Annotated in this window: 23 protein-coding genes and 1 pseudogene; 18 read left to right on the forward strand and 6 right to left on the reverse strand. The window is 65.1% G+C overall.

The window, feature by feature from the left end:
• Together FJ930_RS02390 and FJ930_RS02395 are read right to left on the reverse strand one after the other, a co-directional pair.
• Nucleotides 1–237: pseudogene (locus tag FJ930_RS02390) on the reverse strand (sugar ABC transporter permease); the annotation flags it as partial.
• Nucleotides 237–1,529 (reverse strand): extracellular solute-binding protein, encoded by a 1,293-nt coding sequence (locus FJ930_RS02395; RefSeq protein WP_141834362.1) that lies wholly within the window; start codon nt 1,527–1,529, stop codon nt 237–239. The pseudogene FJ930_RS02390 and the gene FJ930_RS02395, both read right to left, overlap by 1 nt.
• Before the next feature lie 323 nt (nt 1,530–1,852).
• On the opposite strand from FJ930_RS02395, the gene FJ930_RS02400 reads away from it, so the two are divergent.
• From FJ930_RS02400 to FJ930_RS02430, 7 genes are all read left to right on the forward strand, one after another.
• A complete protein-coding gene (locus tag FJ930_RS02400; protein WP_141834365.1) occupies nt 1,853–3,124 on the forward strand; it encodes an extracellular solute-binding protein in 1,272 nt (423 codons plus the stop codon).
• Between the two features lie 100 nt (nt 3,125–3,224).
• Nucleotides 3,225–4,109, forward strand: coding sequence for a sugar ABC transporter permease (locus tag FJ930_RS02405; RefSeq protein ID WP_246676788.1), 885 nt, complete (start codon nt 3,225–3,227; stop codon nt 4,107–4,109).
• Complete coding sequence (locus FJ930_RS02410) at nt 4,106–4,963, forward strand: carbohydrate ABC transporter permease (RefSeq protein ID WP_141834370.1); 858 nt, start codon at nt 4,106–4,108, stop codon at nt 4,961–4,963. Before FJ930_RS02405 ends, FJ930_RS02410 begins: the two co-directional genes overlap by 4 nt.
• Nucleotides 4,960–5,700, forward strand: a complete 741-nt coding sequence (locus FJ930_RS02415; RefSeq protein ID WP_141834373.1) for a PIG-L family deacetylase — start codon at nt 4,960–4,962, stop codon at nt 5,698–5,700. The genes FJ930_RS02410 and FJ930_RS02415 overlap by 4 nt, the downstream gene beginning before the upstream one ends.
• Nucleotides 5,697–6,572 carry an ROK family protein gene (locus tag FJ930_RS02420; protein WP_141834376.1) on the forward strand — a complete coding sequence of 292 codons (876 nt, stop codon included), beginning with the start codon at nt 5,697–5,699 and terminating at the stop codon, nt 6,570–6,572. Before FJ930_RS02415 ends, FJ930_RS02420 begins: the two co-directional genes overlap by 4 nt.
• Nucleotides 6,569–7,339: a GntR family transcriptional regulator gene (locus FJ930_RS02425; RefSeq protein WP_141834379.1), complete on the forward strand. Its 771-nt coding sequence runs from the start codon at nt 6,569–6,571 to the stop codon at nt 7,337–7,339. The genes FJ930_RS02420 and FJ930_RS02425 overlap by 4 nt, the downstream gene beginning before the upstream one ends.
• Before the next feature lie 36 nt (nt 7,340–7,375).
• Nucleotides 7,376–8,167 (forward strand): SIS domain-containing protein, encoded by a 792-nt coding sequence (locus tag FJ930_RS02430; RefSeq protein ID WP_141834382.1) that lies wholly within the window; start codon nt 7,376–7,378, stop codon nt 8,165–8,167.
• 216 nt (nt 8,168–8,383) lie between these two features.
• Here the strand turns inward: FJ930_RS02430 and FJ930_RS02435 are convergent, their stop codons facing one another.
• Both FJ930_RS02435 and FJ930_RS02440 read right to left on the reverse strand, forming a co-directional pair.
• Nucleotides 8,384–9,667 carry a D-tagatose-bisphosphate aldolase, class II, non-catalytic subunit gene (locus tag FJ930_RS02435; protein WP_141834385.1) on the reverse strand — a complete coding sequence of 428 codons (1,284 nt, stop codon included), beginning with the start codon at nt 9,665–9,667 and terminating at the stop codon, nt 8,384–8,386.
• Nucleotides 9,664–10,617: a sugar kinase gene (locus FJ930_RS02440; protein ID WP_140743577.1), complete on the reverse strand. Its 954-nt coding sequence runs from the start codon at nt 10,615–10,617 to the stop codon at nt 9,664–9,666. The genes FJ930_RS02435 and FJ930_RS02440 overlap by 4 nt, the downstream gene beginning before the upstream one ends.
• 262 nt (nt 10,618–10,879) lie before the next feature.
• Between FJ930_RS02440 and FJ930_RS02445 the strand changes: the two genes are divergently transcribed.
• Nucleotides 10,880–11,914 carry a LacI family DNA-binding transcriptional regulator gene (locus FJ930_RS02445; RefSeq protein WP_141834388.1) on the forward strand — a complete coding sequence of 345 codons (1,035 nt, stop codon included), beginning with the start codon at nt 10,880–10,882 and terminating at the stop codon, nt 11,912–11,914.
• Here FJ930_RS02445 and FJ930_RS02450 read toward each other — a convergent pair.
• Nucleotides 11,902–12,852, reverse strand: coding sequence for an alpha/beta hydrolase (locus tag FJ930_RS02450; protein ID WP_141834391.1), 951 nt, complete (start codon nt 12,850–12,852; stop codon nt 11,902–11,904). The two genes, FJ930_RS02445 and FJ930_RS02450, sit on opposite strands and share 13 nt — an antisense overlap.
• A 14-nt stretch (nt 12,853–12,866) precedes the next feature.
• Nucleotides 12,867–14,018: a Gfo/Idh/MocA family oxidoreductase gene (locus FJ930_RS02455; RefSeq protein WP_141834393.1), complete on the reverse strand. Its 1,152-nt coding sequence runs from the start codon at nt 14,016–14,018 to the stop codon at nt 12,867–12,869.
• Between the two features lie 173 nt (nt 14,019–14,191).
• Between FJ930_RS02455 and FJ930_RS02460 the strand changes: the two genes are divergently transcribed.
• Genes FJ930_RS02460 through ugpC form a run of 10 tightly spaced genes read left to right on the forward strand, consistent with a single transcriptional unit; the run spans nt 14,192 to nt 23,700 of the window.
• Complete coding sequence (locus FJ930_RS02460) at nt 14,192–15,538, forward strand: ABC transporter substrate-binding protein (protein ID WP_181763255.1); 1,347 nt, start codon at nt 14,192–14,194, stop codon at nt 15,536–15,538.
• Nucleotides 15,539–15,540: 2 nt separating this feature from the next.
• Nucleotides 15,541–16,473 (forward strand): sugar ABC transporter permease, encoded by a 933-nt coding sequence (locus FJ930_RS02465; RefSeq protein ID WP_141834395.1) that lies wholly within the window; start codon nt 15,541–15,543, stop codon nt 16,471–16,473.
• Nucleotides 16,470–17,306: a carbohydrate ABC transporter permease gene (locus tag FJ930_RS02470; RefSeq protein ID WP_141834399.1), complete on the forward strand. Its 837-nt coding sequence runs from the start codon at nt 16,470–16,472 to the stop codon at nt 17,304–17,306. Before FJ930_RS02465 ends, FJ930_RS02470 begins: the two co-directional genes overlap by 4 nt.
• A 5-nt stretch (nt 17,307–17,311) precedes the next feature.
• The gene (locus FJ930_RS02475) at nt 17,312–18,133 is read left to right on the forward strand and encodes a sugar phosphate isomerase/epimerase (protein ID WP_141834402.1); all 822 of its coding nucleotides are present in this window, start codon (nt 17,312–17,314) and stop codon (nt 18,131–18,133) included.
• Between the two features lie 11 nt (nt 18,134–18,144).
• A complete protein-coding gene (locus tag FJ930_RS02480) occupies nt 18,145–19,218 on the forward strand; it encodes a Gfo/Idh/MocA family oxidoreductase (protein ID WP_141834405.1) in 1,074 nt (357 codons plus the stop codon).
• Nucleotides 19,218–20,039 (forward strand): sugar phosphate isomerase/epimerase, encoded by an 822-nt coding sequence (locus FJ930_RS02485; protein ID WP_141834410.1) that lies wholly within the window; start codon nt 19,218–19,220, stop codon nt 20,037–20,039. The genes FJ930_RS02480 and FJ930_RS02485 overlap by 1 nt, the downstream gene beginning before the upstream one ends.
• The gene (locus FJ930_RS02490; protein WP_141834414.1) at nt 20,036–20,869 is read left to right on the forward strand and encodes an alpha/beta hydrolase; all 834 of its coding nucleotides are present in this window, start codon (nt 20,036–20,038) and stop codon (nt 20,867–20,869) included. The genes FJ930_RS02485 and FJ930_RS02490 overlap by 4 nt, the downstream gene beginning before the upstream one ends.
• Nucleotides 20,866–21,588: a ribulose-phosphate 3-epimerase gene (locus FJ930_RS02495; RefSeq protein WP_141834416.1), complete on the forward strand. Its 723-nt coding sequence runs from the start codon at nt 20,866–20,868 to the stop codon at nt 21,586–21,588. The genes FJ930_RS02490 and FJ930_RS02495 overlap by 4 nt, the downstream gene beginning before the upstream one ends.
• On the forward strand, nt 21,585–22,607 hold the full coding sequence (locus FJ930_RS02500; RefSeq protein WP_141834421.1) for an ROK family protein: 1,023 nt from the start codon (nt 21,585–21,587) through the stop codon (nt 22,605–22,607). Before FJ930_RS02495 ends, FJ930_RS02500 begins: the two co-directional genes overlap by 4 nt.
• Nucleotides 22,600–23,700 carry a sn-glycerol-3-phosphate ABC transporter ATP-binding protein UgpC gene (gene ugpC, locus FJ930_RS02505; RefSeq protein WP_141834424.1) on the forward strand — a complete coding sequence of 367 codons (1,101 nt, stop codon included), beginning with the start codon at nt 22,600–22,602 and terminating at the stop codon, nt 23,698–23,700. The genes FJ930_RS02500 and ugpC overlap by 8 nt, the downstream gene beginning before the upstream one ends.
• Nucleotides 23,701–23,715: the final 15 nt, after the last annotated feature.

A 23,715-nucleotide genomic window follows, 5' to 3' on the forward strand; every position in this document is an offset into this window, starting at 1 on the left:
GTAGATCGAGGTGTTGATCAGCGCGCCCTTGAAGTCGCGCCCGACCGAACTCGGCCCGAAGATCTCGCGGAAATTGTCGAGCCCGATGAAGCTGGCGCTGGAAAAGGGCGTCTGCGTCGACCAGTCCTGGAAGGATAGCCAGATGGTGAGCAGCATCGGCAACAGGATGAAGATGCCGATCAGCGTCACGGCGGGCGCCAGCATGATGCCCGCCGAGGCACGGTATCTCTGAATCATTACTTCGCGGCGCGTTCCAGAATCGAGGCGGCGTCGGCCTGTGCCGTCGGCTGTGCATCCTTGGCCGAGACCTGCCCATACTGCAACGCCTCGAGCGTCTGCTGCAGGGATTCTGAAAATTCCTGTCCGCCCGGCACGACCGGGAAGGGTTTTGCGTCGGCCAGCACGCTGACATAGCCCGACAGGAATGCGGAGCCGAGCTTGTCCCTGTGCGCCTCGATGTCGGAGGTGCGCGAGGGCAGGATGCCCATCGACATCAATATGTCGGACATGGCCGACGCGCCGTTCTTGCCCGACTTCGGGCCGTTCAGCCAGGCCAGGAAATCCCACGCCGCCTTCTGCTCGGCCGCGCCGGCATTGGCGTTGACCACCGTCATCCAGGAATAGGAGATCGGATGCGGCTTGTCGCCGCTTGGGCCTACGGGGATGGGTGCTGTGGCGATGTCGGCGAACTTGTCGCCCATACCGGTCTTCAGCGCGCTCTCCCACCAGTTGGCCATGATGATCATGCCGGTCTTGCCGGAGACGAAGTTGTCGAGAAACGGTCCGGTGGTGTTGGCGTCGGCGGTGGCCATCGCCGGCACGCTGGCGCCCGACTTGATCAGATCCTCATAGAGCTGGAAAGTTTCGCCGGCCTGTTTGCTGTCCAGCATCGGCTTGCCGTCCTTGACGAGGTCGCCGCCATTGGAGACCAGCAGCGAGGCGAAGGGATGGACGACGCCCGCCGCCCAGGAATTGATCATGCCGAAACCCTGCTGTCCGGCATCCTTGTTGGTCAGCTTCTTGGCGGCATCCTTAAACTCGTCCCAGGTCTTGGGTGCGGCAGCGATCCCGGCCTGCTTGAACAGCGCCTTGTTGTAGTTCAGCGCATAGACATCGATCTCGTTGGGAATGCCGTAGAGCTTACCGCCGACCGAGGCGGCGCTGGCGACGCCCGCCGGCCAGGAGGCCTTCACCTCGCTGGCGACCGCTTCGGGGGCGGGCGCGACCAGTTTGTCGCGGGCCAGTTCGGGCAGCCACAGATCGTAGATGCCGCCGATCGTCGGACCGTCCGCGGCGCCGCCCTGGGAGCGAAGCGTGGTCAGGAGATCACCGAAGGGAACGGCGCGCACGGTGATGCTGACGTCCGGATTGGTCTTCGCGTAGTCCTTCGCCGCCGCTTCGAGCAGCGTGACGGTCTCGGGCGACCAGTGCGTGAGATAGGAGATGTTGACGGATTGTGCCCAGCCGGTGGCGGGCAGGATGGCAAGGCCCACGGCCAGTGCCAGTTTCGAAGTCCAGGCCAGAGACATCCTCATCCTCCCCTCAGGCTTAGCGATCGCGATGACGTTATGACAACATGAAGCGATGGCGCAAGGGTCTGTTTGCGAAAAAGCGGTATCGGCCGCAGATATGATTTTCCTCCGTTCGATTTCAAGGAGAAATTTATTCATATAGAACAACATATTAATCTGACATGTCCGTTGATTTATGCTCGTCGTGTCGCTCTGGCGGCATGTCAGACCTCTTGCGAATGATGCTATGTCATTATAATGACTCTGGCGGAGCGAATGACTCTTTCGCGGCCTCGACGTCCCGCGAAACGCCAAAGACTGAGAACAATGGGAGACTGGCAATGAGCATGCTTTCAATTCATCGACGTGCGGCGCTTGGGCTGATCGGCGGCCTTGCCGCCGCTTGCGCCGGCGTCTTCACCGCGCTCCCGGCAAAGGCCGACAGCGCGGTGACGCTGTGGAGCTGGCGCACCGAGGACGAGCCCGCGATGCGCCGCATCTTCGACGCGTTCGAGGCGAAAAACCCGGGCATCAAGGTCAATATCCAGTTCACGCCGGATGCCGACTACCAGAACCGGCTGAGCACGGCGTTGCGCGGCGGGCGCGGGCCCGATATCGCCCAGCTCAAGGCCTATGGCGAATTGCAGCCTTTCGTCGACGCGGGCTATCTCGATGCGCTCGACGACAGCGTGCCGGAGTTGAAGAAGATGCCGGACGCCGCCCTTGGCGGCGCGCGCGGCCGCACCGATGGCCAGCTCTATGGCGTGCCCTATTCGGTGCCGATGATGGGCGTCTTCTACAACAGGGATATCTTTGCCGCCCGAGGCATCGAGATCCCCAGGACCTACAAGGATTTCGTCACCGCCTGCGAGAAGCTGAAGGACGCCGGCATCACTCCGATCGCCACCGGTGGCGCCAACGGCTCCGCCTGGGAGCTGGAGATCGGCGTTGGCGTGATCGGTCCGACCGTCTACGGCCCCGGCTTCTACGATGAGATGATGACCGGCAAGGCGACCTTCGAGGATCCGCGCTATGTCGCGGCACTGAAGCGCTTCGCTGATCTGAAACCGTATTTCCCCGATGGCTTCGCCGGCATCGACTATACCACCGCGACGCAGCAGTTCATCGGCGGCAAGGCGGCGATGTTCCTTGGCGGCTCCTTCGAGAACGGCAGCTTCAAGTCGCAGAACCCCAAGCTGAAATTCTCGATCTTCCCGTTCCCGGCCGATGATGCAGGGGCAAAGCTCTACACCTCGGCCTTCTCGGATGGCTCCTATGGCCTCGTCTCCGAAAGCGCCAACAAGGAGGCCGCCACCAAGGTGCTGGACTTCATGGCGTCGGCCGAATTCGCGCAGATGTTCGCCGACGAGCTCGGTTGGCCACCGGCCCGCACCGACGTCAAGATCAAGGATCCGGTGCTGGCCGAAATGATGGAGATGTCGAAGAACTCGACGCCCTATCTGACGCTGGTGGGTTTCCGCTGGCAGTCGCCGACGGCATCCTCGGTGCTGCAGTCGGAGATCATCGACATGATCGAAGGCAACATCGCGCCGGAAAAATTGGCCGCGGACATGCAGGCCGCCGTCGCCACCTGGTTCAAGCCGAAGCAGTAAGGAGCCGGGCCGACCGCCTCGCGGCCGGCCTCTCGTCCGGACAGAACAGCGCATGATCAACCCCCGCCGAACAAGCAGCCTGAGGCGCACGCAGCAGCGCATGGCCGTGCTTTTCATCCTGCCGGCGCTGGCTGTCTACGCCCTGTTCGTCCTCTATCCCCTGGCGATGTCGCTTTGGGGCAGCTTCTTCATCTGGAAGGGGCTGCGCATGGTCGAGTTCGCCGGCCTGTCGAATTTTTCGAGGCTGTTCGTCTTCCCCAGCAATGCCCGGCTCTACGGCGCGCTTTGGCACAACACCGCCTGGTTCTTCGGCATCATGGTCTTCCAGAACGGTGTCGGCCTGCTGTTCGCGTGGCTGCTGTTCCTGCGCGACAGGGGCGCGGCCTTCTTCCAGTCGGTGTTCTTCTTCCCGGCGGTGCTCAGCCCGGTCATCGTCGGTGCGCTTTGGCGGCTGCTTCTGGCGCCGGGCGGGGTCGTCGAATGGGCTCTCAACGGGCTCGGCCTGCATCAGGGCAGCCTCACCGTGCTCGGCAACAGCCATACGGCGCTCGGCATGCTGATCGCCGTCGACGCCTGGAACTGGATGGGCCTGCCGGTGCTGATCTACACGGCGGGCCTGAGACAAATTTCCGGCCAGATATTCGAGGCGGCGAAACTCGACGGCGCCGGCAACGCGCGCATGCTGTTCTCCATCGCGCTGCCGCTCTTGATACCAGCGCTCGGCACGCTGACGACGCTGTCGTTCATCAACACTTTCAACCAGTTCGATATCGTCTACGTAATGCAAGGCGTGCAGGGCAATCCGAGCTACGCGACCGACACGCTGGTGACCTATTTCTACCGGCTGGCCTTTGGCGCGGAGGGAGCTGTCGGCATCACCGATATCGGCCTCGCGCTGGCGCTCGGCACCATGCTGTTCCTGATACTCAGCATGGGCACGCTGTTGATGCTGCGCTTCTTCGACCGCCGGACGGTGCAGTTATGAGCGCGCTGGCCATTTCCCGCGGGCCGGCCCTCTCGCGGCAGCTTGCGCGTTTGCCGGGCTGGATGGTGCTGATTGTCTGGACATCGGCCGTTCTCCTGCCGCTATACATCCTCGTCGTCTCCTGCTTCAAGACCACCGCCGAGATCTACGCCAACCGGCTTGGCCTGCCCACGAGTTGGGCCTTCGACAATTTCGTCCGGGCGTGGACACACGCCGATCTCGGTCACAATTTCATCAACAGCCTGATCGTCACCGGCGGCGCGGTGACCCTCACCATCGTCGTCTCGGCCATGGCCGCCTATCCGCTCAGCCGTTATAGGCTCGGCTGGAACGCCATCATGCTCGGCCTGTTCCTGTCGGGCATCATGCTTCCGATCCGGCTGGCCTCGGTCGAGCTGTTCACGCTGATGCGCAATCTCGGCCTCCTGGATTCGCTGACCGGGCTGATCCTGGTCTATTCGGCGATCCGCATTCCCTTCGCCGTCTTCATCTTCGCCAATTTCATGCGCGTGTTGCCCTCCGAACTCGACGAGGCAGCGCGCATGGATGGCGCCGGCGAGGTGCGCATCCTGTTCCAGATCATCCTGCCGATGGTGAAGCCGGCGGTCTCGATCGTCGCCATCTTCACCGCCATCGCGGTGTGGAACGACTTCTTCTTCCCGCTGATCTTCATCTTCAACGACCGCTACAAGACCGTGCCGCTGGCGATCAGCGTTTTCGTCGGCCAGTTCCGCACCGACTGGGGCCTTGTGTTCGCCTCGCTGGCGATCTCCATGGCGCCGATCCTGATCATGTATTGTCTGCTTGCCCGCCAGATTCGTGAGGGCGTCGGCGCCGGGGGAGGCATGAAATGATCGAGGACAGGATCTACGCCGCGAACTCGATCCTGGTCGTCGGGGCGCATGCCTTCGATGCCGAGGTGATCGCCGGGCCGCTGGCGGCCGCCGCCGTCAAGCGTGGCGCGGCAGTCACCTTCCTGCATCTGACCATGGGCGAGCAGGGCCATCCCTGTCTCATCCCCGCGCATTATTGCGTGCAGAAGGAAGAAGAAGCGGGCAGGGCGGCGACGCGCCTTGGCGTGGCCGTGCGCGACCTTGGCCTGCACGACGCCTTCCTGCCTTCCGATGACGAGACGGCACTGAAAGTCTGCGACGTTATCCGCGAACTGAGGCCGGAGGTGGTTATCACCCACTGGCACGGCAGCTGGCACAAGGACCATCGCGCCGCCGCCCATCTCACGCAGACCGGTATCTTCTTTTCGGCGCTACCGACGCTGGTGCGCGACCACGCCGCACACACGCCGGGCCTGCTGCTGTTCGGCGAGAACTGGGAGGATGATGACGGTTTCCGGCCCGAGCATCTCGTCGATGTCAGCGACGGCTTCGGGGCGTGGAGCGAGGCTGTCCACGAATATGAGCTGGCGCGGGGCTTAAGCAGCTTTCCCTATGTCGACTATTACAGCGCCCTCTATCGGCTGCGTGGCTGCCTGCGCGGCACGCGCCACGCGCAGGCCTTCGCGGCGGCCTCGCATTCGTGGAACGCCGGCAGCGGCCTGTTCGCGCCGCCAGCCAGTGGAGATAGCGGCCGATGACACGGGTTCTGGCCGTCGATCTCGGCGGCACCAATCTGCGCGCCGCCCTCTCTACCGGAGATATCGGAGCGCTGGAGATGCTGAGCCGCGAGCCTGCGCCGGCAAGTCTCGACGCTTTCGTCGCCCGCATCCACACCTTGTGCGCGGACGCCGGCTCGGTCGAGGCGCTCGGCATTGCCGTGCCGGGGCTGGTCGAGGGTACCGTCTGCCGCTGGATTCCGAACCTGCCATTCCTCGACGGCGTCGACATCCAGGGTCTGTTTCCAGATCTATCGATCGCGCTTGGCAATGATGCGCAGATCGCGTTGCTGGCGGAGGCAGCCGAAGGCGGCGCGAAAGGCATGTCGGACGCCATCCTGCTGGCCATCGGCACCGGCATCGGCTCGGCCGTGTTGGCCAATGGCCGTATCGTTGCCGGCGCGCATGGCGGCGCCTGCTCGTTCGGCTGGGCCTGCGCCGACGTCAAGGATCACGGCCAGGAGCGCAGCGGCTGGCTGGAGCGCGTCGCTTCGGGCCGGGCGCTCGATGTCCTGGCCAGCGAGATCGGGCTCGCCGACGGCCGCCAGCTGATCGCGGCGGCCCAGGCCGGCGAACTGGCCGCGATGACCCTGTTGGAACTGCCGGCGCGCCGGCTCGGCACAGCGCTTGCCGGCGCTGTCGCTCTGCTCGATCCGCAGGCGGTGCTGATATCAGGTGGGTTGGCCGAAGCACTGGATGTGATGCGCCCGCCGCTGCTGGCCGCGCTGCGCCGTCAGTTGCCGTCGCATCTGCGCGGCATCGAGGTACAGCCCGGCCGGTTCGGCCCAAGTGCCGGTCTTGTCGGGGCGGCACTTGCCGGCCGTATGGGGGAAGGGTGGAGGCAAGTGCGATGAGCGAAGCGAGCTTTCAGCAGCCGGACCGCAGGCGGCCGGAGCCGCTCTGGTATCAGGTCGAGGAGGCGATCCGCGCCATCGTCAAGAGCGGCGAGTGGGCAACCGGTGATCAGATCCCGGCGGAGGACCGGCTGTGCGCGCTGTTCGGCGTCAGCCGCATCACGTTGCGCCACGCGCTGCGCAACCTGGAGGAAGGCGGGCTGCTGCGGCGCGAGCATGGCCGCGGCACCTTCGTGCGCTCCACCACGCTGGTCGCCGGCACCCGCGAACTCACCAGCTTCACCCAGGAAATGGGCAATATGGGCGTGGTCGCCGGCTCGCGCCTGCTCGACTGCAGCCTGACGACCGCCAATGCGGCGGCGGCTGGTGCACTGGAGATAGAAGAGGGAGACCCGGTCGTGCGCATCCGGCGTCTAAGGCTTGGCAACAGCGAGCCGATCGGCATCCAGACGGCGCAGCTGTCGGCCGCGCGCGTGCCGGGTTTCCTCGATGCCGGCCTGCTGCAGGGCTCGCTCTACGAGGCGCTGGAACGCCACTATGGCATCGTGCCGGTCGCGGCGCGCGAGAATTACCGTGTCGGTGCGGTGGGGGCGGCCGATGCCGAACTACTCGATCTGCCCGCCGGCAGCCCGGCCTTCATCGTCGAGCGCATCACCACCGACGAGCGCGGCCCGTTCGAATTCACCGTCTCGATCATGCGGGGCGATCGCTACGAAATCCGCTCGACGCTGCGCGCCGGGCGCGTCCCGTCAGCCACCAGAAGCTGATCCATCCCAAGCCGACACTTAAACAGGAGTATCCACGTGTCCGATCTCTACATTCCCCGCCTGACCGCCCTCATCGAACAGGCTTCGAAAGCCAATCAGGAGGCCTTCGGCCAGGCTGCCAGCCGCTTTGCCGACTCGCTTGAAAGCGGCGGGCTGGTTCACCTCTATGGCTCGGGCCATTCGGTGCTGCCGGTACAGGAAGTGTTCCCCCGCTACGGCAGCTATGTCGGCTTCAACCCGCTGACCGACCCGCGCGTGATGTGGCACAATGTGCTCGGCGCCGGCGGCGTGCGCGAGCTTTTGTGGCTTGAGCGGACCGAGAAATACGCCGAGAAGTTCCTCGATCATCAGCCCCTCAACAAGGGCGATTCCATCATCATCTTCGGCCATAGCGGCCGCAACTCGTCCGGTATCGACACCGCTCTCTATGCCAAGAAGCGCGGCATCTTCGTCGTCGCCGTGACCAGCAAGAACAATCTCGACAAGCCGGCGACGCATTCTTCCGGCAAGCGGCTGGCGGACGCGGCCGACCTTGTCATCGACACCTGCTCGCCGATCGAGGACGCGATCGTGCCAGTCGAGGGCTGGAGCCGTCCGGTCTCCGGCTCGTCGACCGTGCTCGCCATGATCCTGGCACACGAACTGATCGCGCGCACCGCCGAGCAGCTTGCCAAGCGCGGCATCGAACTGCCGGTCTTCGCCTCGCCGACCATTGCTGGCGTGACGCTGCACGACACCGACGTCATCTATGGCGTCTACCGCGAACGCATGCTGGAAGCGCAGAAGAAGCACCTGCCGACCTTCCAGGCCACGATGCGCGGCGAGTGATATCGCGAGATCGGGGAGGCGTTGCCTCCCCGGTTCGGTTGCCACCGTCCGAGCAGTTGCGCTCGACGGCTTTGAGATGCGCCAACATGGCGTCTGGCGCTCTCTGGATCACGCCGTGGCAGCGCATCGAAAACGGTCTGATGCTCGTCGGCCGCGATCTGGAAGCCCGCCGCACCACGGGGGCGCTGGTCCTCGTGCCGAGGTCGTAACTGCGGATCAGCTGGTTGCGCTGGCGTAGATGTCGAGGACTTCCGTCACGCTGGCGATCAGCAAATCCCGGGCTTTTGGCGCGACGGATCCGTTCGCCACCGCGCCATCGAGACGGCTGAGATACTGGCTGATGAGAGGTAGGGGGATGTCGCGGTCGCCAAGCGCCTGCATCAATGCCTCCGTGGCCTGCTGGGCCTCCGGCGCCGGCCAGTAGTAGCGGATACGGTCGCTGTAGGAGAAATGGCGTTCGATCCGCTGCTCGGCCTCCGAGCCATGATAATAATTCTTCCAGTTGCCCGGCGAAGCCAGCATGACGCGCTCCATCGCCGCCGGCAGGGTTTCGCGCGCCGGGTCCGGAACCAGAATGTCGGCGATGTGGCTCAAGCCATAGAGCGCCTCGCGCAGCGCGAAGGTCAGCCACGGCCCGACCTTGAGGATGGCAAAGCCATCGTTGACCAGCGCGCTCAACGCCGCGGCCGGCTGGTAGTCGGTCGAATGCGCCTCGAAGACGAATTGCGGCAGGCCCTGCAAAGTGCTGGCCAGCGCCTTGGCGGCTTCCGGCCGGTAGGCGATCACCTCGGCATTGCCGAATTCGACGCCTGGCTGCACGACAACCCCGATCGCGCGCGAGAAGGCCTGGTCGAGGCCGTGCCTGCTGAAGGCTTCGCTGTGGATACGCACCGTCTCGCGTGCCGCCGCCGGCGTCGTCACCGCCAGATGGTCCATCGCTTCCAGGGCGCCGCCCGGCACCGGCACCTCCGTGCCGATGACGTAGACAGGCCTGGTCCCGCCGGTTCTTCCAGTCGCGGCCTCGGCGACCTCGGCCAGTTCGGCGGCGCGCGCGGCAATGGTTGCGTCAGGTGGTGCCGCGCCTTCGCCGGCGCAGCCCATGCTGGCATCGAGATGGATCTTGGTGAAGCCGGCCTCGGCATAGGCATCGACCATGCGCGAAGCCTTCGCCATCGCCTCGGGCGCCGGCAGATGCTTCCAGGGATTGGGGCCGAGATGGTCGCCGCCGAGCACAAGCCTGTCCAGGGGAAAGGCCACCTTGCCGGCGATCGTCTCGACGAAGCGGCGGAAATCGGCGGGCGTCATGCCGGTGTAGCCGCCTTCATGGTTCACTTGGTTGCAGGTGGCCTCGATCAGCACGTCAGCGCCGCGCGCCTTGCCGTGGCGAAGTGCTGCCTCGATGACCAGCGGATGGGCCGAGCAGATCGAGGCGATGCCGCCGCGTTCGCCCGCCGCGCGACGGGCCGCGATGGCCGCCAGCCTGTCCGTCGCCTGGCTCATGCCGGCGCCCCGGTCCTGGCGGTCTTGAGGAATTCTTCGACAGCGGCAAGCGAAGCGATGCCTTCCATCGGCCCCTTCTTCGTTACCGCCAGCGCGCCGCAGCCATTGGCGATGCGCAGCGCTGTCTCGGGTGCCGCCTCGCGCAGCCAAAGGGAGACGAAGGCCGCCGCAAAACAGTCGCCGGCGCCGGTTGGATCGACTTCCTCGACGGCAAAGCCGGGCGATGCGGTGCGTCCGGCCTTGTCGTAGTGGACAGCGCCTTGCGCGCCCTTCTTGACGACGACGGTGGAGATGCCGCGATCCAGCATTTCGCGCGCGGCACTTTCTTCATCGGCTGCCTTGGCGAAGATGAACAGTTCCGGACCGCTCGGCAGGAAAACGTCGGTCTTCGAGAGCACGAAGTGCAAGGCGTCGCGCATGCCCGGCAGATCGAGCATTTCCTTGCGGATGTTGGGGTCGAAGGAGACCGTGCCGCCACGCGCCTTGACTGTCTCGATCCCGGTATGCGCCACCTCGATCACCTCGGGCGAAAACAGTGAGGTGCCCATGACGTGGAAATGATCGGCGCCCGCCAGCAGCGCGCGCGCCTCGGAGCCGATCTCGATCAGGCCGGCGGCGCTCTGCTTGATGTTGTAGACGAAGTGCCGGCTGCCGTCCGCCTCATAGGTGACGAAGGCCGTGCCTGTCGCGGCACCTCGGTGGACCTTGATAGCCGAGACATCAGCCCCGTCCGTGCGCAGGCGCTCGATGTTCAAATGGCCGAAGTCGTCATCGCCAACGGCCGCGATAAGGCCCGCCGGCTGACCGAGCCGCGCCGCCTGGTCGATGAAGATCGCCGGCGCACCGGATGGAAACGGACCCACCAGCAGGCCGGGAGCAAGGAAACTCTGGCCGATCCGCTCGGCCATGATCTCGACCAGGATCTCGCCGGCGCAAACCAGTTTCTTCATGTCCTCACCATTTGCCGGATGGTCGGCGCCCGGTTGCCGGGCGCCTTTTCCATGTCGTGCGGCCTCAAAACCTAAGTTGCAATTTTTAGAGCGTCAATAAATAATTTGACGCGCGAAATGATTTCCCATTGTATCGGGAAGCGTGAAAATTTGACTGAATAAGCTCGGTCAAGCATTGCTGCCCGTCGGCTACGGCCGCAAGACTGATTCTGGCCGGACTTGAGGCGGCTGGCGGGCGAAGACATAGGGGCTGGAAATATCGATGGCGGAGAAGACGCACCGCACGATGGACGACTTCGCCAGGGCGTCCGGCGTGTCACGGCCGACCCTGTCGAAATACTTCGACGATCCGGCGAGCGTGAAGGCGGCGACGCGGGCGCGCATCGAGGCGGCACTGCGTTCATCGGACTATCAGCCGAATGTTTTCGCGCGCAATCTCAACCGCAAGCGCACCCGCAATGTCGGCATCGTCGTGCCGGCCATCACCGATCCGTTCTATGCCGAAATGGTCAGCCGCATCGAACTGCGCTGCCGCGATGAAGGCTTCTGGCCGATCGTCATCTCCTCGCACGGTTCGCCGAAACTGGAGGCGGAATCGGTCAGGACGCTGATGTCGCTGAAGGTCGCTGGCGCCATCGTCGCACCATTGGGGTTGGTCTCCGAACCCGGCGTCTTCGAGCGGATGAGCGAGAACATTCCGATCGTCTATTTCGACACCTACATCGAAGGTGACACGCCTTTCGTCGGCAACGACAATCACCAGAGCACGTCGACCATCGTCGACTATCTCTGCCGGTCCGGCGAGCCGCCGGCCTATGTCGACATTCCGCACGTCAACCACAATTCGGACGAACGCCTGCAGAGCTATATCGAGACGATGCAGACCGCCGGCCTGGAGCCCGTCGTTCTCAAGGCGGCGGGCGACTACAGCTGGGACTTCGAGCGCATCGGCCATGAATGGATGGACAGGACGCTCGACAAGGGCGGCCTGCCGGCCCGCACGCTGCTGTGCGCTAATGACCGTCTCGCCTTCGGTGTCATGTCGGCCGCCTTCTCGCGCGGCCTGAAGATCGGCCGCCGCCCCGATTGCGACTTCCGTGTCGCTGCCCATGACGATCATCCGCTGAGCCGCTATACCTGTCCGGCGCTGACCACCATGGCGCAGGATTTCGCCGCCATGGCCGGACGCAGCGTCGAGATCCTGCTGGCCTTGCTGGATGAGACTGATTCCCCCGGACAGGATCTGGCACGCAGCGTCAAGCTAGGCGCGACCTTGGTGATGCGTCAGTCGGCCTGAACGCGCGTCTGGAGTTGCAGCCAGGCCGACGCCTCGCTCATCGCTTGCCGCGCGGCCAGGATGTGGCGGCCCATCGAGACGAAGCCGTGGATCTGGCCGGGCCACTGCCGCAGCACCATCGGCACGCCGTCGGCCCCCAGGCGCTCGGCATAGGCCGTGCCCTCGTCGGCGAGAATGTCGTGGCCGGCGATCATGACAAATGCCGGTGCCGCGCCGGCAAGGCTCGAGGCCAGCAGCGGCGAGACGCGCCAGTCCGTGATGTCGTCAGGCGTTCGCACATAGTGGTCGCGGAACCAGGCCATGCTGGCGGCGGTAAGTCCGAAGCCGTCACGGAAGCGCCGATAGCTGTCCGCCGTCTGGCGTGCATCGGTGTTGGGATAGATCAGGATCTGAGCGGCAAGCGGCGGCGCCAGCCCGTCCCGGGCGAGCAATGCCAGAACGGCGGCAAGGTTGCCGCCGGCGCTGTCGCCGGCAACGGCGATGCGGGCCGGGTCGATCCCGAGCTTTCCGGCGCTTTCCGCCATGAAGCGGAGCGCTGCCGCGCAATCCTCGAGCCCTGCCGGAAATTTGTGTTCTGGCGCCAGCCGATAATCTGGGCAGACGATGACAGCGTTGCCCAGATTGGCCAGCCAGCGGCAGATCTCGTCATGCGAATCGAGATTGCCGATGACCCAGCCGCCGCCGTGCAGATAGAGCACGGCGCGCGCGCCGGTCCGCGGCGCGCCGATGCCGCGATGGATGCGGATGGTGACCGGGCCGTTCGGCCCGTCGATCTGCCGTTGCGCGGTCGCCGCGACCGGTTCGTGCTCGCCCTGCTGCGTCGGAAACGAAGCGTTGTAGGCCGCCCGTGCCGCCGCCACGCTGCCGCTCTCGAAAGGCGAGCCGCCGGCCGCACGGCCGATTTCGAGGGCACGCAAAGCATCGGGGTCGAGCACCATCGCCATCTCCGCCGTCACTGGGCGAGCAGGCTGCTTGCTTCGTCCTCGGTCAGCAACGCTGGCTGGACGACGTCGCCGGCAATGGCGACCGAGTTTTTCGTTTCGCCCGAACGCAGGATCGCTTCCATGATATCCAGCACGTGCAGTGCCAGATTGCCGGAAGCGCGGGGTGTGGCACCTGTCCGTAGCGAGCGCACCAGATCGGCAACGCCAAGCATGCGATAGTTGGCGCGGTCTGGCGCGACATAAGGCCAGTTGCGGGCGCCATAGAGTTCGCCCTCGCTGGCGAAATCCTTCCAATCGGCTCCGCGTTCGGAGAGCGACACCGTGCCGCCGAACGTATCGGGATCGGGCAGGCGCAGCGAGCCCTCGGTGCCATGCAACTCGATGGGGTGGTTGGAATGCCTGAAGATGTCCCACGACGCGCCGAAGGTGACGGTCGCGCCGGAGCGGAACTCGAGCAGCGACAGCACATTGGTCGGCGTGCCGACCTTGAACGAGGTGTTCTTGAATGGTCCCTCGGCGGTGATCAGTCTTTCCTCCTGGCCCCGTGTCGCCATCGCCATGACGCGCGCGACAGGGCCGAGCAAATTGACCAGCGTGGTCAGATAATACGGGCCCATGTCGAAGACCGGGCCGCCGCCCGGCTGGTAGTAGAATTGCGGGTTGGGGTGCCAGTGCTCCATACCGCGCCCCATCATGAAGGCGGTGCCGGTGACGGGACGGCCGATGGCGCCCTCATCCATCAGGCGCCGCGCCCGGCGCCCGGCGGCGCCGAGGAAGGTGTCGGGAGCCGAGCCGAGCAGCAGGCCACGCCTGGCCGCCTCCGCCACCAGCCGGCGTCCGTCGGTGGCCGAGGTCGCCAGCGGCTTTTCGGTGAAGACGTGCTTGCCGGCCGAAAGTGCCGAGAACGAAATGTCGAAATGGGCCGCCGGAATGGTCAGGTTGAGGACAAGATCGATCTCGGAGTCGGCCAGCAGCGCATCGACGCCGAGTGCCTGGATGCCATATTCCTTGGCCCGCAACGCCGCCATCTCGGCCGAGATATCGGCGCAGGCCCGCAGCTCGATGCCGCCGAACAGCGCGGCATTGCGCAGGTAGGTCATCGAGATATTGCCGCACCCGATAACGCCGATTCCAAGCTTGTCCTTTGATTTCCCCTGCATGTTCGATCGTCCTCCCGGTTTGGTCACGGTCTGCGGGATCCGTTGCGCGGGCAATGGATCGGTTTCGGAAAAGCGCTATACAGTATTTTAAATATTGACGCGCGTAAAATTTTTATACACCATGCGAAAACGCTGGCGCAACATCGGGAGGCTGCCAGCCTTAGGAGGAGAAGATGACAGACATGAAAAAACGGCCGACCGCCGTTACTAAGCCTGTAGGTCACGTGACGATCGCCGATCGCCGGCAGTTTCTCATCGGTTCCGCCGGCCTGCTTGGCGCGGCGGCATTCGGGGCAGGGACGTCCCTTGGCCTCGGCCGTGCTCGCGCCCAGTCGCGTGCCGAAATCAGCTTCGCCAGTGCGGCTTTCTTCGGCAAGGAGACCTTCGGCGACCTGATCAAGGCCTTCAACGAATCGCAGGACCGCATCCTGGTCAAGAACATAGCGCTGCCGCCGCCGAGCTCCTCGACCGAGGTCTACCAGGGTCTGGTGCAGCAGCTGGCCCGCCGCAACGGCACGCCCGACGTTTTCAGCCAGGACGTGATCTGGATCGCCGGCTTCGCCGCCGCCGGCTGGGCGCTGCCGCTGGACGAGTATTTCCCGGCCGACAAGCGCAGTGCCTATTTCAACGGAACCCTCAATGCCTGTACCTATGGCGGCAAGCTTACGGCCCTTCCCTGGTTCATGGATTCGGGCATGTTCTACTACCGCAAGGACGTGCTGGAAAAGCATGGCGGCAAGGTGCCGGAAACCTGGGCCGACATGGCGACAATCGCCGCCGCCGCGCAGAAGGCCGGTGACATTGATTTCGGCTATCTCTGGCAGGGCAAGCAGGCCGAGGTTCTGGTCTGCGACGCGGTCGAGATCATCACCTCCAACAATGGCGCCATCCTAGCTCCCGACGGCAAGTCGTCGCTGATCAACCAGAAAGGCGCGGTCGAGGCGATCCAGTTCCTGCACGACACCATCGCAACCACCAAGATCAGCCCGCAGGACGTGCTGTCCTGGGACGAGGAACCATCGCGCCAGCCCTTCACCTCGGGCAAGGCGATGTTCATGCGCAACTGGTCCTATGTCTGGCCGATCGCGCAGGATGCCAAGACCTCACAGGTGGTCGACAAGGTTGGCGTCGCGCCTCTGCCGTCATTCCCCGGCGGCAAGAGCTCGGCCTGCCTCGGCGGCTACCAGCTCGGCGTCAATGCCAACTCCAAGCAGCGCGAAGCCGCGATCGAGCTCTTGACCTGGTTGTCGTCGACCGAGACGCAGCACCGCATCGCGCTCAACTTCGGGCTGGCGCCGACGCGGCCGGCACTGTTCCAGGACGAGCAGATCAAGAAGGAACAACCCTTCATGGCGAGCCTGGAGAAAGTATTCACCGGCGCCACGGCGCGGCCGATCACGCCGCAATACGCCAAGGTGACGCTGGCCCTGCAGTCCGGCATCTCCAAGGCGCTGGTTTCAGGCAAGGTGCAGGCCGAGATGGACGCGCTCGCCGACCAGATCAACAAGATCGTCGCCTGACAATGACCGCGGCCGCCACTGTTTCCAGTGTTCGCCGGCCGCGGCGGCTCGGCAGGGCGCTTCCCGGCGCCTTCTGGGGCCTCATCCTGCTGACGCCGGCCTTCGTGTCGCTGGCGTCGGTTTCCTTTTACCCGATCGTTAACGGGCTCAATCTTTCGCTCACCAACACCTCGCTGATCACGCAGGATCAGGATTTCACCGGCCTTTCCAACTATGTGCAACTCTGGGGGGACCCGCAGTTCTGGAACGCCTGGTGGCATACGATGTGGTTCACCGCCGCCTCGACTGTGCTGGAGACGGTGATCGGGCTCGGCATGGCGCTCATCCTGTGCGAGGCGTTCAAGGGGCGCGGGCTCGTCCGCGCGGCCATGCTGGTTCCCTGGGCGATGCCCACCGTTGTTACCTCGAAGATGTTCGGCTGGCTGTTCGACGGCCAGAACGGCATCATCAACTACCTCCTGCTGCATGCCGGCCTGATCGACCAGAACGTGAACTGGTATGGCTCCCCCGACACGGCGATGATCACCATCATCATCGCCGACGTCTGGAAGACGACGCCGTTCATGGCCCTGCTGTTGCTGACCGGCCTGCAGACCGTGCCCATTTCGCTGATCGAGGCAGCACGCATGGACGGCGCTAAGGGCTGGATCACGTTCTGGCATATCCGCCTGCCGCTCTTGATGCCGACCTTGCTGATCGCCGGCCTGTTCCGCGCGCTCGACGCCTTCCGCGTCTTCGACCTCGTCTATGTGCTGACCGGCGGCGGCCCGGCCGATTCGACCGAGACGCTGTCGACGCTGTCCTACAAGGTGCTGTTCTCGACGCTGCAGTTCGGCTACGGCTCGGCCGTGTCGACGGCGATGTTCATCACCGAGGGCATTATCGCGCTGGTCTTCGTCGTCTATCTCGTCCGCCAGATCAGGAGGGCGCAATGAACGAGACGCGCTCGCCACTGCAGAGCTTCGTGATCTATGCCGGCGCCTTGCTGATCCTGGTCTGGTCGGGCGGCCCGTTCATCTGGCAGTTCTCGACCTCGTTCCAGCTTGACAAGATGCTGACATCGGGCTCGCCGTCGCTGATCCCGCATCCCTTCACGCTGGAACACTATTACAACGCTTTCGTCGAGAAGCAGCTTCACCGTTATGTGTGGAACTCGCTGGTGGTTTCGCTGGCGACGACGTTCCTGTGCCTGTTCGTCGGCTCGCTGGCCGCCTTCGCGCTGTCGCGGCTCAACATCAAGGGCCGCTTCGGCATCCTGATGGTCATCCTGTCTGTGTCGATGTTCCCGCAGATCGCGCTGGTCGGGCCGCTCTATCTCGTCGCCACCAATCTCGGCCTGCTCGATACCTACACGGCGCTGATCATCACCTATCTGGCACTTGGCCTGCCGCTCGTAACCTGGGTGCTGTTCGGCTATTTCGAGACGCTGCCGCGCGAGATCGACGAGGCCGCGCGCATGGACGGCGTCAGCGTCCCCGGCCTGCTCTGGCGCATCATCCTGCCGATGTCGCTGCCGAGCCTGGTGACCACCGGGCTGCTTGCCTTCATCACCGCGTGGAATGAATTCTTGTTCGCGCTCGCCTTCACCTCCAACATCGACCGGCAGACGATACCCGTCGGCATCGCCAACTTCACCAACCTCTACTACGTCCCCTGGGGCGATATCGCCGCCGCCTCCGCCGTGGTGACGGTGCCCCTGATCCTTCTGGTGCTGTTCTTCCAGCGCCACATCATCGAAGGCTTGACCCAGGGCGGCGTCAAGGAATGAACGACATGACGAAGACGAAGCTCAACGTCGGCTGCCAGACCTTCACCTGGGAAATGCTTGGCAAGGCCTGGACCGGCGGTCCCGACGATCTGTTGAAGGCGATCGCCGATGGCGGCTATGCCGGCATCGAGATCACCGACACCATGATCGGCCGCTACGCCGACCGGCCGTTGGAGTTCGCCGCCGCGCTGAAATCGTCCGGCCTGACGCTCGTCTCTTTCGCCTTCGGGTCGAAGAGCGGCTTCACGCTCGAGGACCAGATCGGCGCCGACCTCGACACCGCCAAGCGCTGGATCGACTTCGCCGCCGCCTTCCCCGGCGCGTTGGTCTCGATGGGTTCGGCGACCGTCGTTTCCGACGGGCCACGCGACGACAAGTTCGCGATCGCCGCGGAGGTTTACAACAGGGCCGGCGAGCTCGGCCGCAAGGCCGGTGTCGAGGTCGCGGTGCATCCGAGCTCGCACCACAACACGCTGCTGTTCGACCGCGCCGACTACGACAGGATCTTTGCGTTGCTCGACCCCGATCTGGTCGGCTGGGTGCCGGATACCGGCCACATCCTGCGCGGCCACAAGGACATGGCCGATACGCTGCGCACCTATCGCGACCGCATCCGCTACATCCATCTGAAGGACGTCGACGCCAACGGCACCTGGGCGATGCTGGGCGAGGGTGTGTGCAATACGCCTGAAGTCATCGAGATCGCCGGCACCGCGCCACGCTTCAATGGCTGGCTGGTGCTGGAAGAGGAATCCAATACGGCCGCCGCCGATCCCGCCGGCGCGGTCAAGACCAACCGCCAGACAATGCGCAGCTACGGCGCCTGAAGAATGAAAAGATGATCAAACAAGACAGACGGCTCAGGGTCGGCGTGCTCGGCTGCGGCCCCATCGCGCAGTTCGCGCATCTGGAATCCTGCGTGAAGGCCGCCAATGCCGACCTCTACGCCATCTGTGATGCGGCACCCGACCTGCTCGCCCGCATGGGCGCCACCTACGAGCCGCGGAAGATGTATGCCGACTATGATGAGATGCTCGCCGATCCCGAGTTGGAGGCGGTGATCGTCGCGACCTCGGATGCTTATCACGTGCCGATGTCGATCAAGGCGCTCCACGGCGGCAAGCATGTTCTGTGCGAAAAGCCGATCGGCACCTCGGTGGAGGAAGGCGAGGCTCTGGCAGAGGCTGTGAAGCGCTCCGGCAAGGTGCTGCAGGTCGGGCACATGAAGCGTTTCGACCCGGCGCTGGAGGCGGCGCGCGACTTCGTTCGCGATGAGATGGGAGAGGTGCTGGCGTTGAAGGCCTGGTACTGCGATTCCACTCATCGCTACACCAACACCGATGCCGTGCAGCCGCTGCCAGTGACCAGCAAGCTGGCGCGCAAGCCGGCGGGCAACCCCAAGGCTGATCTCAGGCAATATTTCATGCTGGCGCACGGCTCGCATCTCGTAGATACGGCGCGCTTCCTCTGCGGCGAGATCACCGCCGTGCGCGCCCGGCTCAACGAGCGCTTCGGCGCTTACTGCTGGTTTGTCGAGACCGAATTCGCCACCGGCGCGCTTGGCCATCTCGATCTTACCGTCGCCGTGCGCATGGACTGGCACGAGGGCTTCCAGCTCTATGGCGAGAACGGCTCGGTGATCGCCAAGACGTTCAACCCCTGGTACTTCCGCGCCAGCGAGGTCGATATCTTCCATGAGAAGGATGCGACCTCGCGCAAACCGCTAGGCGCCGACGGCCATTTCTTCCGCCGCCAGTTGGAAGGCCTTGCCGATACGGTGCTCACCGGCGCGCCGATGCGCGGCGCCAATGTCGAGGACGGCATCGCGTCGATCCGCGCCATGGTGGCGATTGCCCGCTCTGTCGAGACCGGCGAGCGGGTTGAACTCGCCTCGGTTTCGGGTGGGGTCTGATGCGCCTCGGCATCTTCGCCAAGACTTTTTCGGGCACCGACCCAGCCGCCGTGCTGGCCGCGGTGAGGCAGGCCGGATACGAGACGACGCAGTTCAATCTCGCTTGCACCGGCTTGCCTTCGATGCCCGATGCGGTGCCGGCCGACGCCGTCGCGGCCATTGGTTCCGCCGCGCGATCGTCAGGCGTCTCGCTGGCAGCGCTGTCGGGCACCTACAACATGGCGCATCCCGACAAGTCCGTGCGCGACGACGGTCTTCGTCGCCTCGCTGTTGTCATCGAGACGGCAGCGACCCTCGGCATCCCGCTGGTGACGCTTTGCACCGGCTCGCGTAATGCCGCCGACCAATGGGCCCATCATCCCGACAATGCGACACCGGCGGCATGGTCCGACATGGCTGCCGAGATGGAAAAGGCGCTTGTCCTGGCCGAACGTGCCGGCGTCGATCTCGGTATCGAGCCCGAGCAGGCCAACATCGTCACCTCGGCCGGGGAGGCGACGCGCCTGATCGCCGACATGGGTTCGAGGCGTCTGAAGATCGTGCTCGATCCGGCGAACCTGTTCGAGCATGCGACGCCGGACGAGGCGCGCGCCATCGTCGCCGCCGCGATCGAGGAAGCCGCCGGCCACATCGCGATGGCGCACGCCAAGGACCGGCATGGTGACGGCCGCTTTGCCACGGCTGGGCAAGGCATCGTCGACTTCCCCGATTTCGTCGCGCGGTTGAAGGACGTGGGTTTCGACGGCGCACTCGTCACCCATGGACTGTCGGCCAACGAGGCTCCTGGCGTCGCCACCTTCCTGCGGGAACTGTTCCGATGAGTGCCGCGCCGACGATCATGCTTCGCGACGATGCCGCACTTCGTGTCTTCGACACGGAGCAGGGCAGGCTTCCCGTCGTCTTCCAGCATGGTCTCGGTGGTGATGCCGCCCAGGTGGCGCAGAATTTCCCCGACCACGTGTCGCGCCGCCGGCTGACCCTCGAATGCCGCGCGCAGGGCGGCTCCGGCGCCGGCAGCAGGCGTCCTTTTTCGATCGCGATGTTTGCCGACGATGTGCTGGCCGCCGCCGATGCCGCAGGGCTCGACCGTTTCGTTGCAGGCGGCATTTCGATGGGCGCGGCGATCGCATTGCGGCTCGCCGCCCGCCAGCCGGACCGCGTGCTTGGCTTGGTGCTGGTGCGCCCCGCCTGGGTTTTCGACGCGGCGCCGCCAAACATGCGTCCTTACGTCGAGGTGGCGGAACTCATCCGCAGCCGCCCGTTGGATAAGGCACGGGAAGCCTTCGCCTCTTCCGAGACGGCAGCCCGCTTTCGCAGCGGAGCACCGGATAATCTCGCCTCGCTGCTCGGCTTCTTCGCGCGGGAAAACGCGGCCGTCTTCGCCGAGGTGATGCAGGCAATCGCGAATGGCGGACCTGGCGTGGCGCGGGCCGAAGCCACCGGCCTGGCAATACCCACGCTGGTCATCGGCAGTGGCATCGATCTGGTCCATCCCCTGGCGGTCGCCCGCGAGCTCGCCGGGACCATTCCCGATGCTGCCTTCGCCGAAGTGACGCCGAAGGCCACCGACAAGGATCGCCATTTCGCCGAAATCCGGACCGCGATCGGAGGCTTTCTCGACCGAAATTTCAACAACCAGGACCAGCCATGACCTCGAAACCTCCTTCAGGCCCGGCCGCCATCGCCGCATTGCCGCGCGATCGTCTGATCGCAGAATTCTCGCTCTGGTCGGCCAATCTCGCCAATTTCGAAAGCGACCTCAAGCGCATCGAGCCCTATGTCGATCTGCATCATATTGATGTGGCGGACGGCCACTTCGCACCGTCCTTCCTGTTCTTTCCCGATCTCGTCGCCCGCATTGCCGGTCTGACGGCCAAGCCCATTCACGTCCATCTGATGGTCGATGCTGGCATCGTCGAAGCACAGACGCGCCAGTTCATCGAGGCCGGCGCCGACATGATCAGCGTCCATGCCGAAAATGGCGAGGCGGGCCTGCGCGCCGTGCGGCTGGCACGTGAACTCGGCGCCGAGGCCGGCGTCGTGCTGAGGCTGGAGACGCCGGTCGAGGCGGTGACGCCGTTCGTCTCCGAGGCCGCTTTCGTCACGCTTCTCGGAACCGCCATCGGCGTCAAGGGCCAGAGCCTGTCGGACAAGGCCTGCGACAGGCTGGGCGCGGCTCGCACCATCTTGAGGAAAGCTGGACGCGAGCAGGCTGTGGTTCTGGCAGCGGATGGCGGCATCCGCCACGAGACCGTGCCCTTGCTGCGTGCCGCCGGCGCCGAGACCGTGGTCCTGGGCTCGCTCGCCTTCGGCGACAAGGATCTGGCCGGCCGCATCAGCTGGCTGCATGGCCTGAAGGTCGCGGCATGAGCACCGAAGCCGCTCTCGCGATCGATCTTGGCGGCACCGAACTTCGTGCCGCTCTGGTCGACCGTGACGGCAAGATCCTGGCCTTCGCGGTGGTGCCGACGCAGGCACAGGCCGGCCCCGACGTGGTGATCGGCCAGATCGAGGCGCTGGCCGCGACCGTTCATGCCGAGGCGCCGGGCCTCGCCATTGTCGGCGTCGGCGTCGGCGCGCCGGGGCCGCTCGATCCGCTGGCCGGCATCGCGGTCGGACCGCCGACGCTCGCCGGCTGGCAGGACGTGCCGCTGGCCGACATCCTCGAGCGGCGGCTCGGCCTGCCGGTGCGGCTGGAGAACGACGCCAACGCGGCGGCGCTCGGCGAATGGCGCTTCGGCGCCGGCCATGGCGCGCGCTCGCTGGTCTTCGTCACCGTATCGACCGGCATCGGCGGCGGTGTCGTCGCCGATGGGCGCATCCTGCATGGCCGCCGCGGGTTGGCCGCCGAGATCGGCCATATGACCATCACCAATGAAGGGGAACGCTGCGTGTGCGGCGTTGTCGGTTGCTTCGAGGCCATCGCCTCCGGCACTGCGCTTGGCCGCCGCGCCAATGCCGCGACATCGGCCTTCGACGGATCGACGTTGCGCCGTCTCTCGGCCAATGCCGAAGTCACGGGCCGCCACGTGGTCGAGGCAGCGCGCCTGCAGGACGACCTCGCTCTGGCCCTGCTCGAGGAGGAGGCGCGCTGGCTGGGCGTCGGCTTCACCAACCTCCTGCATCTCTATTCGCCCGACGTGCTGGTCGTCGGCGGCGGCATCGCCAATGGTCTCGACCTCATGCATCCGGTCATCGAGGCGACCATCCGGCAACGCGCCATGCGCGCCTATCGCGATGTGCCGGTCGTCCAGGCCCAGCTCGGCCGCCATGCCGGCCTGGTCGGCGCCGCCAGCCTGGTGCTGTTCGATGATTTGGGTGCGCTGGCTGCCCGCATGCCTGCCGGTCCAAGCGCCTATCCGGAGACGAGGAGGGACTTCAATGGCTGAGCTCAAGCTGCGCGGGCTGCGCAAATCCTATGGCAATGCCGAGGTGATCAAGGGCGTCGACCTCGATGTCGGCGACCGCGAGTTCGTCGTCTTCGTCGGCCCGTCCGGCTGCGGGAAGTCGACGCTGCTGCGCATGATCGCCGGGCTGGAGAAGATCACCGCTGGCGAGCTCATGCTCGACGGCGCGCGCATCAACGAGGTCGATCCCTCCGAACGCGGCCTTGCCATGGTGTTCCAGTCCTACGCGCTCTACCCGCATATGACGGTCGCGGAAAACATGGGCTTCGCGCTGAAGATCGCCGGTCTGCCGGTGAAGGAGCGCGATGCCAAGGTCAAGGCCGCGGCCGAGGTGCTGCAGCTGTCGCATCTACTGGACCGGCGGCCGAAGGAACTGTCGGGCGGCCAGCGCCAGCGCGTCGCCATCGGCCGCGCCATCGTGCGCCAGCCCAAGGTCTTCCTTTTCGACGAACCGCTGTCGAACCTGGATGCCGCCCTGCGCGTCAACATGCGCCTCGAACTGATGCAGCTGCATGAGCGGCTCGCCGCCACAATCGTCTACGTCACCCACGACCAGACCGAGGCGATGACCATGGCCGACAAGATCGTGGTCCTAAACGGTGGGACAATCGAGCAGGTCGGCACTCCGCTCGATCTCTACAACCGTCCGGCGAATGTCTTCGTCGCCGGCTTCATCGGCTCGCCGAAGATGAACATGCTCCCGGTGCGGGTTTTGTCCGCGAGCGGAGACGGCGTTGCCGTTGCGCTGCCGGGCGGGTCAAGCCTGGTCGTGCCGGTCGAGGCCGGAACGAATGCGCCAAATGCCGAGCTGCTGCTTGGAATCCGGCCGGAGCATATCCGTATCGCGGACGCCGGCCAGTTCAAGGGCGAGGCCGTGCTGGCCGAACGGCTTGGCGGCCTGACTATCCTGCATGCCGACATTGGCGAGAAGGCAAGGCTTGTCGTGCAGACCGAAGGCACCGACACCACTCCGCTGCACAGCCCCATCGCGATGCAGGTCGATCCGTCCCACTGCCATCTCTTCGCCACCGACGGCAAGGCGCTGGCGCCAATCGGCAAAGCCCGCGCCGCCTGACATCGTCAGCGCATG

Origin of the sequence: Mesorhizobium sp. B2-4-15 (assembly GCF_006658505.1) — a bacterium.
Lineage (GTDB): Bacteria > Pseudomonadota > Alphaproteobacteria > Rhizobiales > Rhizobiaceae > Mesorhizobium.

Bases quoted from the DNA above. Each gene is read 5' to 3' on its own strand.
- FJ930_RS02395 (WP_141834362.1), bottom strand. From the start codon at position 1,529: ATGTCTCTGGCCTGGACTTCGAAACTGGCACTGGCCGTGGGCCTTGCC.
- FJ930_RS02400 (WP_141834365.1), top strand. From the start codon at position 1,853: ATGAGCATGCTTTCAATTCATCGACGTGCGGCGCTTGGGCTGATCGGC.
- FJ930_RS02405 (WP_246676788.1), top strand. From the start codon at position 3,225: ATGGCCGTGCTTTTCATCCTGCCGGCGCTGGCTGTCTACGCCCTGTTC.
- FJ930_RS02410 (WP_141834370.1), top strand. From the start codon at position 4,106: ATGAGCGCGCTGGCCATTTCCCGCGGGCCGGCCCTCTCGCGGCAGCTT.
- FJ930_RS02415 (WP_141834373.1), top strand. From the start codon at position 4,960: ATGATCGAGGACAGGATCTACGCCGCGAACTCGATCCTGGTCGTCGGG.
- FJ930_RS02420 (WP_141834376.1), top strand. From the start codon at position 5,697: ATGACACGGGTTCTGGCCGTCGATCTCGGCGGCACCAATCTGCGCGCC.
- FJ930_RS02425 (WP_141834379.1), top strand. From the start codon at position 6,569: ATGAGCGAAGCGAGCTTTCAGCAGCCGGACCGCAGGCGGCCGGAGCCG.
- FJ930_RS02435 (WP_141834385.1), bottom strand. From the start codon at position 9,667: ATGAGCCAGGCGACGGACAGGCTGGCGGCCATCGCGGCCCGTCGCGCG.
- FJ930_RS02440 (WP_140743577.1), bottom strand. From the start codon at position 10,617: ATGAAGAAACTGGTTTGCGCCGGCGAGATCCTGGTCGAGATCATGGCC.
- FJ930_RS02445 (WP_141834388.1), top strand. From the start codon at position 10,880: ATGGCGGAGAAGACGCACCGCACGATGGACGACTTCGCCAGGGCGTCC.
- FJ930_RS02450 (WP_141834391.1), bottom strand. From the start codon at position 12,852: ATGGTGCTCGACCCCGATGCTTTGCGTGCCCTCGAAATCGGCCGTGCG.
- FJ930_RS02455 (WP_141834393.1), bottom strand. From the start codon at position 14,018: ATGCAGGGGAAATCAAAGGACAAGCTTGGAATCGGCGTTATCGGGTGC.
- FJ930_RS02460 (WP_181763255.1), top strand. From the start codon at position 14,192: ATGACAGACATGAAAAAACGGCCGACCGCCGTTACTAAGCCTGTAGGT.
- FJ930_RS02465 (WP_141834395.1), top strand. From the start codon at position 15,541: ATGACCGCGGCCGCCACTGTTTCCAGTGTTCGCCGGCCGCGGCGGCTC.
- FJ930_RS02470 (WP_141834399.1), top strand. From the start codon at position 16,470: ATGAACGAGACGCGCTCGCCACTGCAGAGCTTCGTGATCTATGCCGGC.
- FJ930_RS02475 (WP_141834402.1), top strand. From the start codon at position 17,312: ATGACGAAGACGAAGCTCAACGTCGGCTGCCAGACCTTCACCTGGGAA.
- FJ930_RS02480 (WP_141834405.1), top strand. From the start codon at position 18,145: ATGATCAAACAAGACAGACGGCTCAGGGTCGGCGTGCTCGGCTGCGGC.
- FJ930_RS02485 (WP_141834410.1), top strand. From the start codon at position 19,218: ATGCGCCTCGGCATCTTCGCCAAGACTTTTTCGGGCACCGACCCAGCC.
- FJ930_RS02490 (WP_141834414.1), top strand. From the start codon at position 20,036: ATGAGTGCCGCGCCGACGATCATGCTTCGCGACGATGCCGCACTTCGT.
- FJ930_RS02495 (WP_141834416.1), top strand. From the start codon at position 20,866: ATGACCTCGAAACCTCCTTCAGGCCCGGCCGCCATCGCCGCATTGCCG.
- FJ930_RS02500 (WP_141834421.1), top strand. From the start codon at position 21,585: ATGAGCACCGAAGCCGCTCTCGCGATCGATCTTGGCGGCACCGAACTT.
- ugpC (WP_141834424.1), top strand. From the start codon at position 22,600: ATGGCTGAGCTCAAGCTGCGCGGGCTGCGCAAATCCTATGGCAATGCC.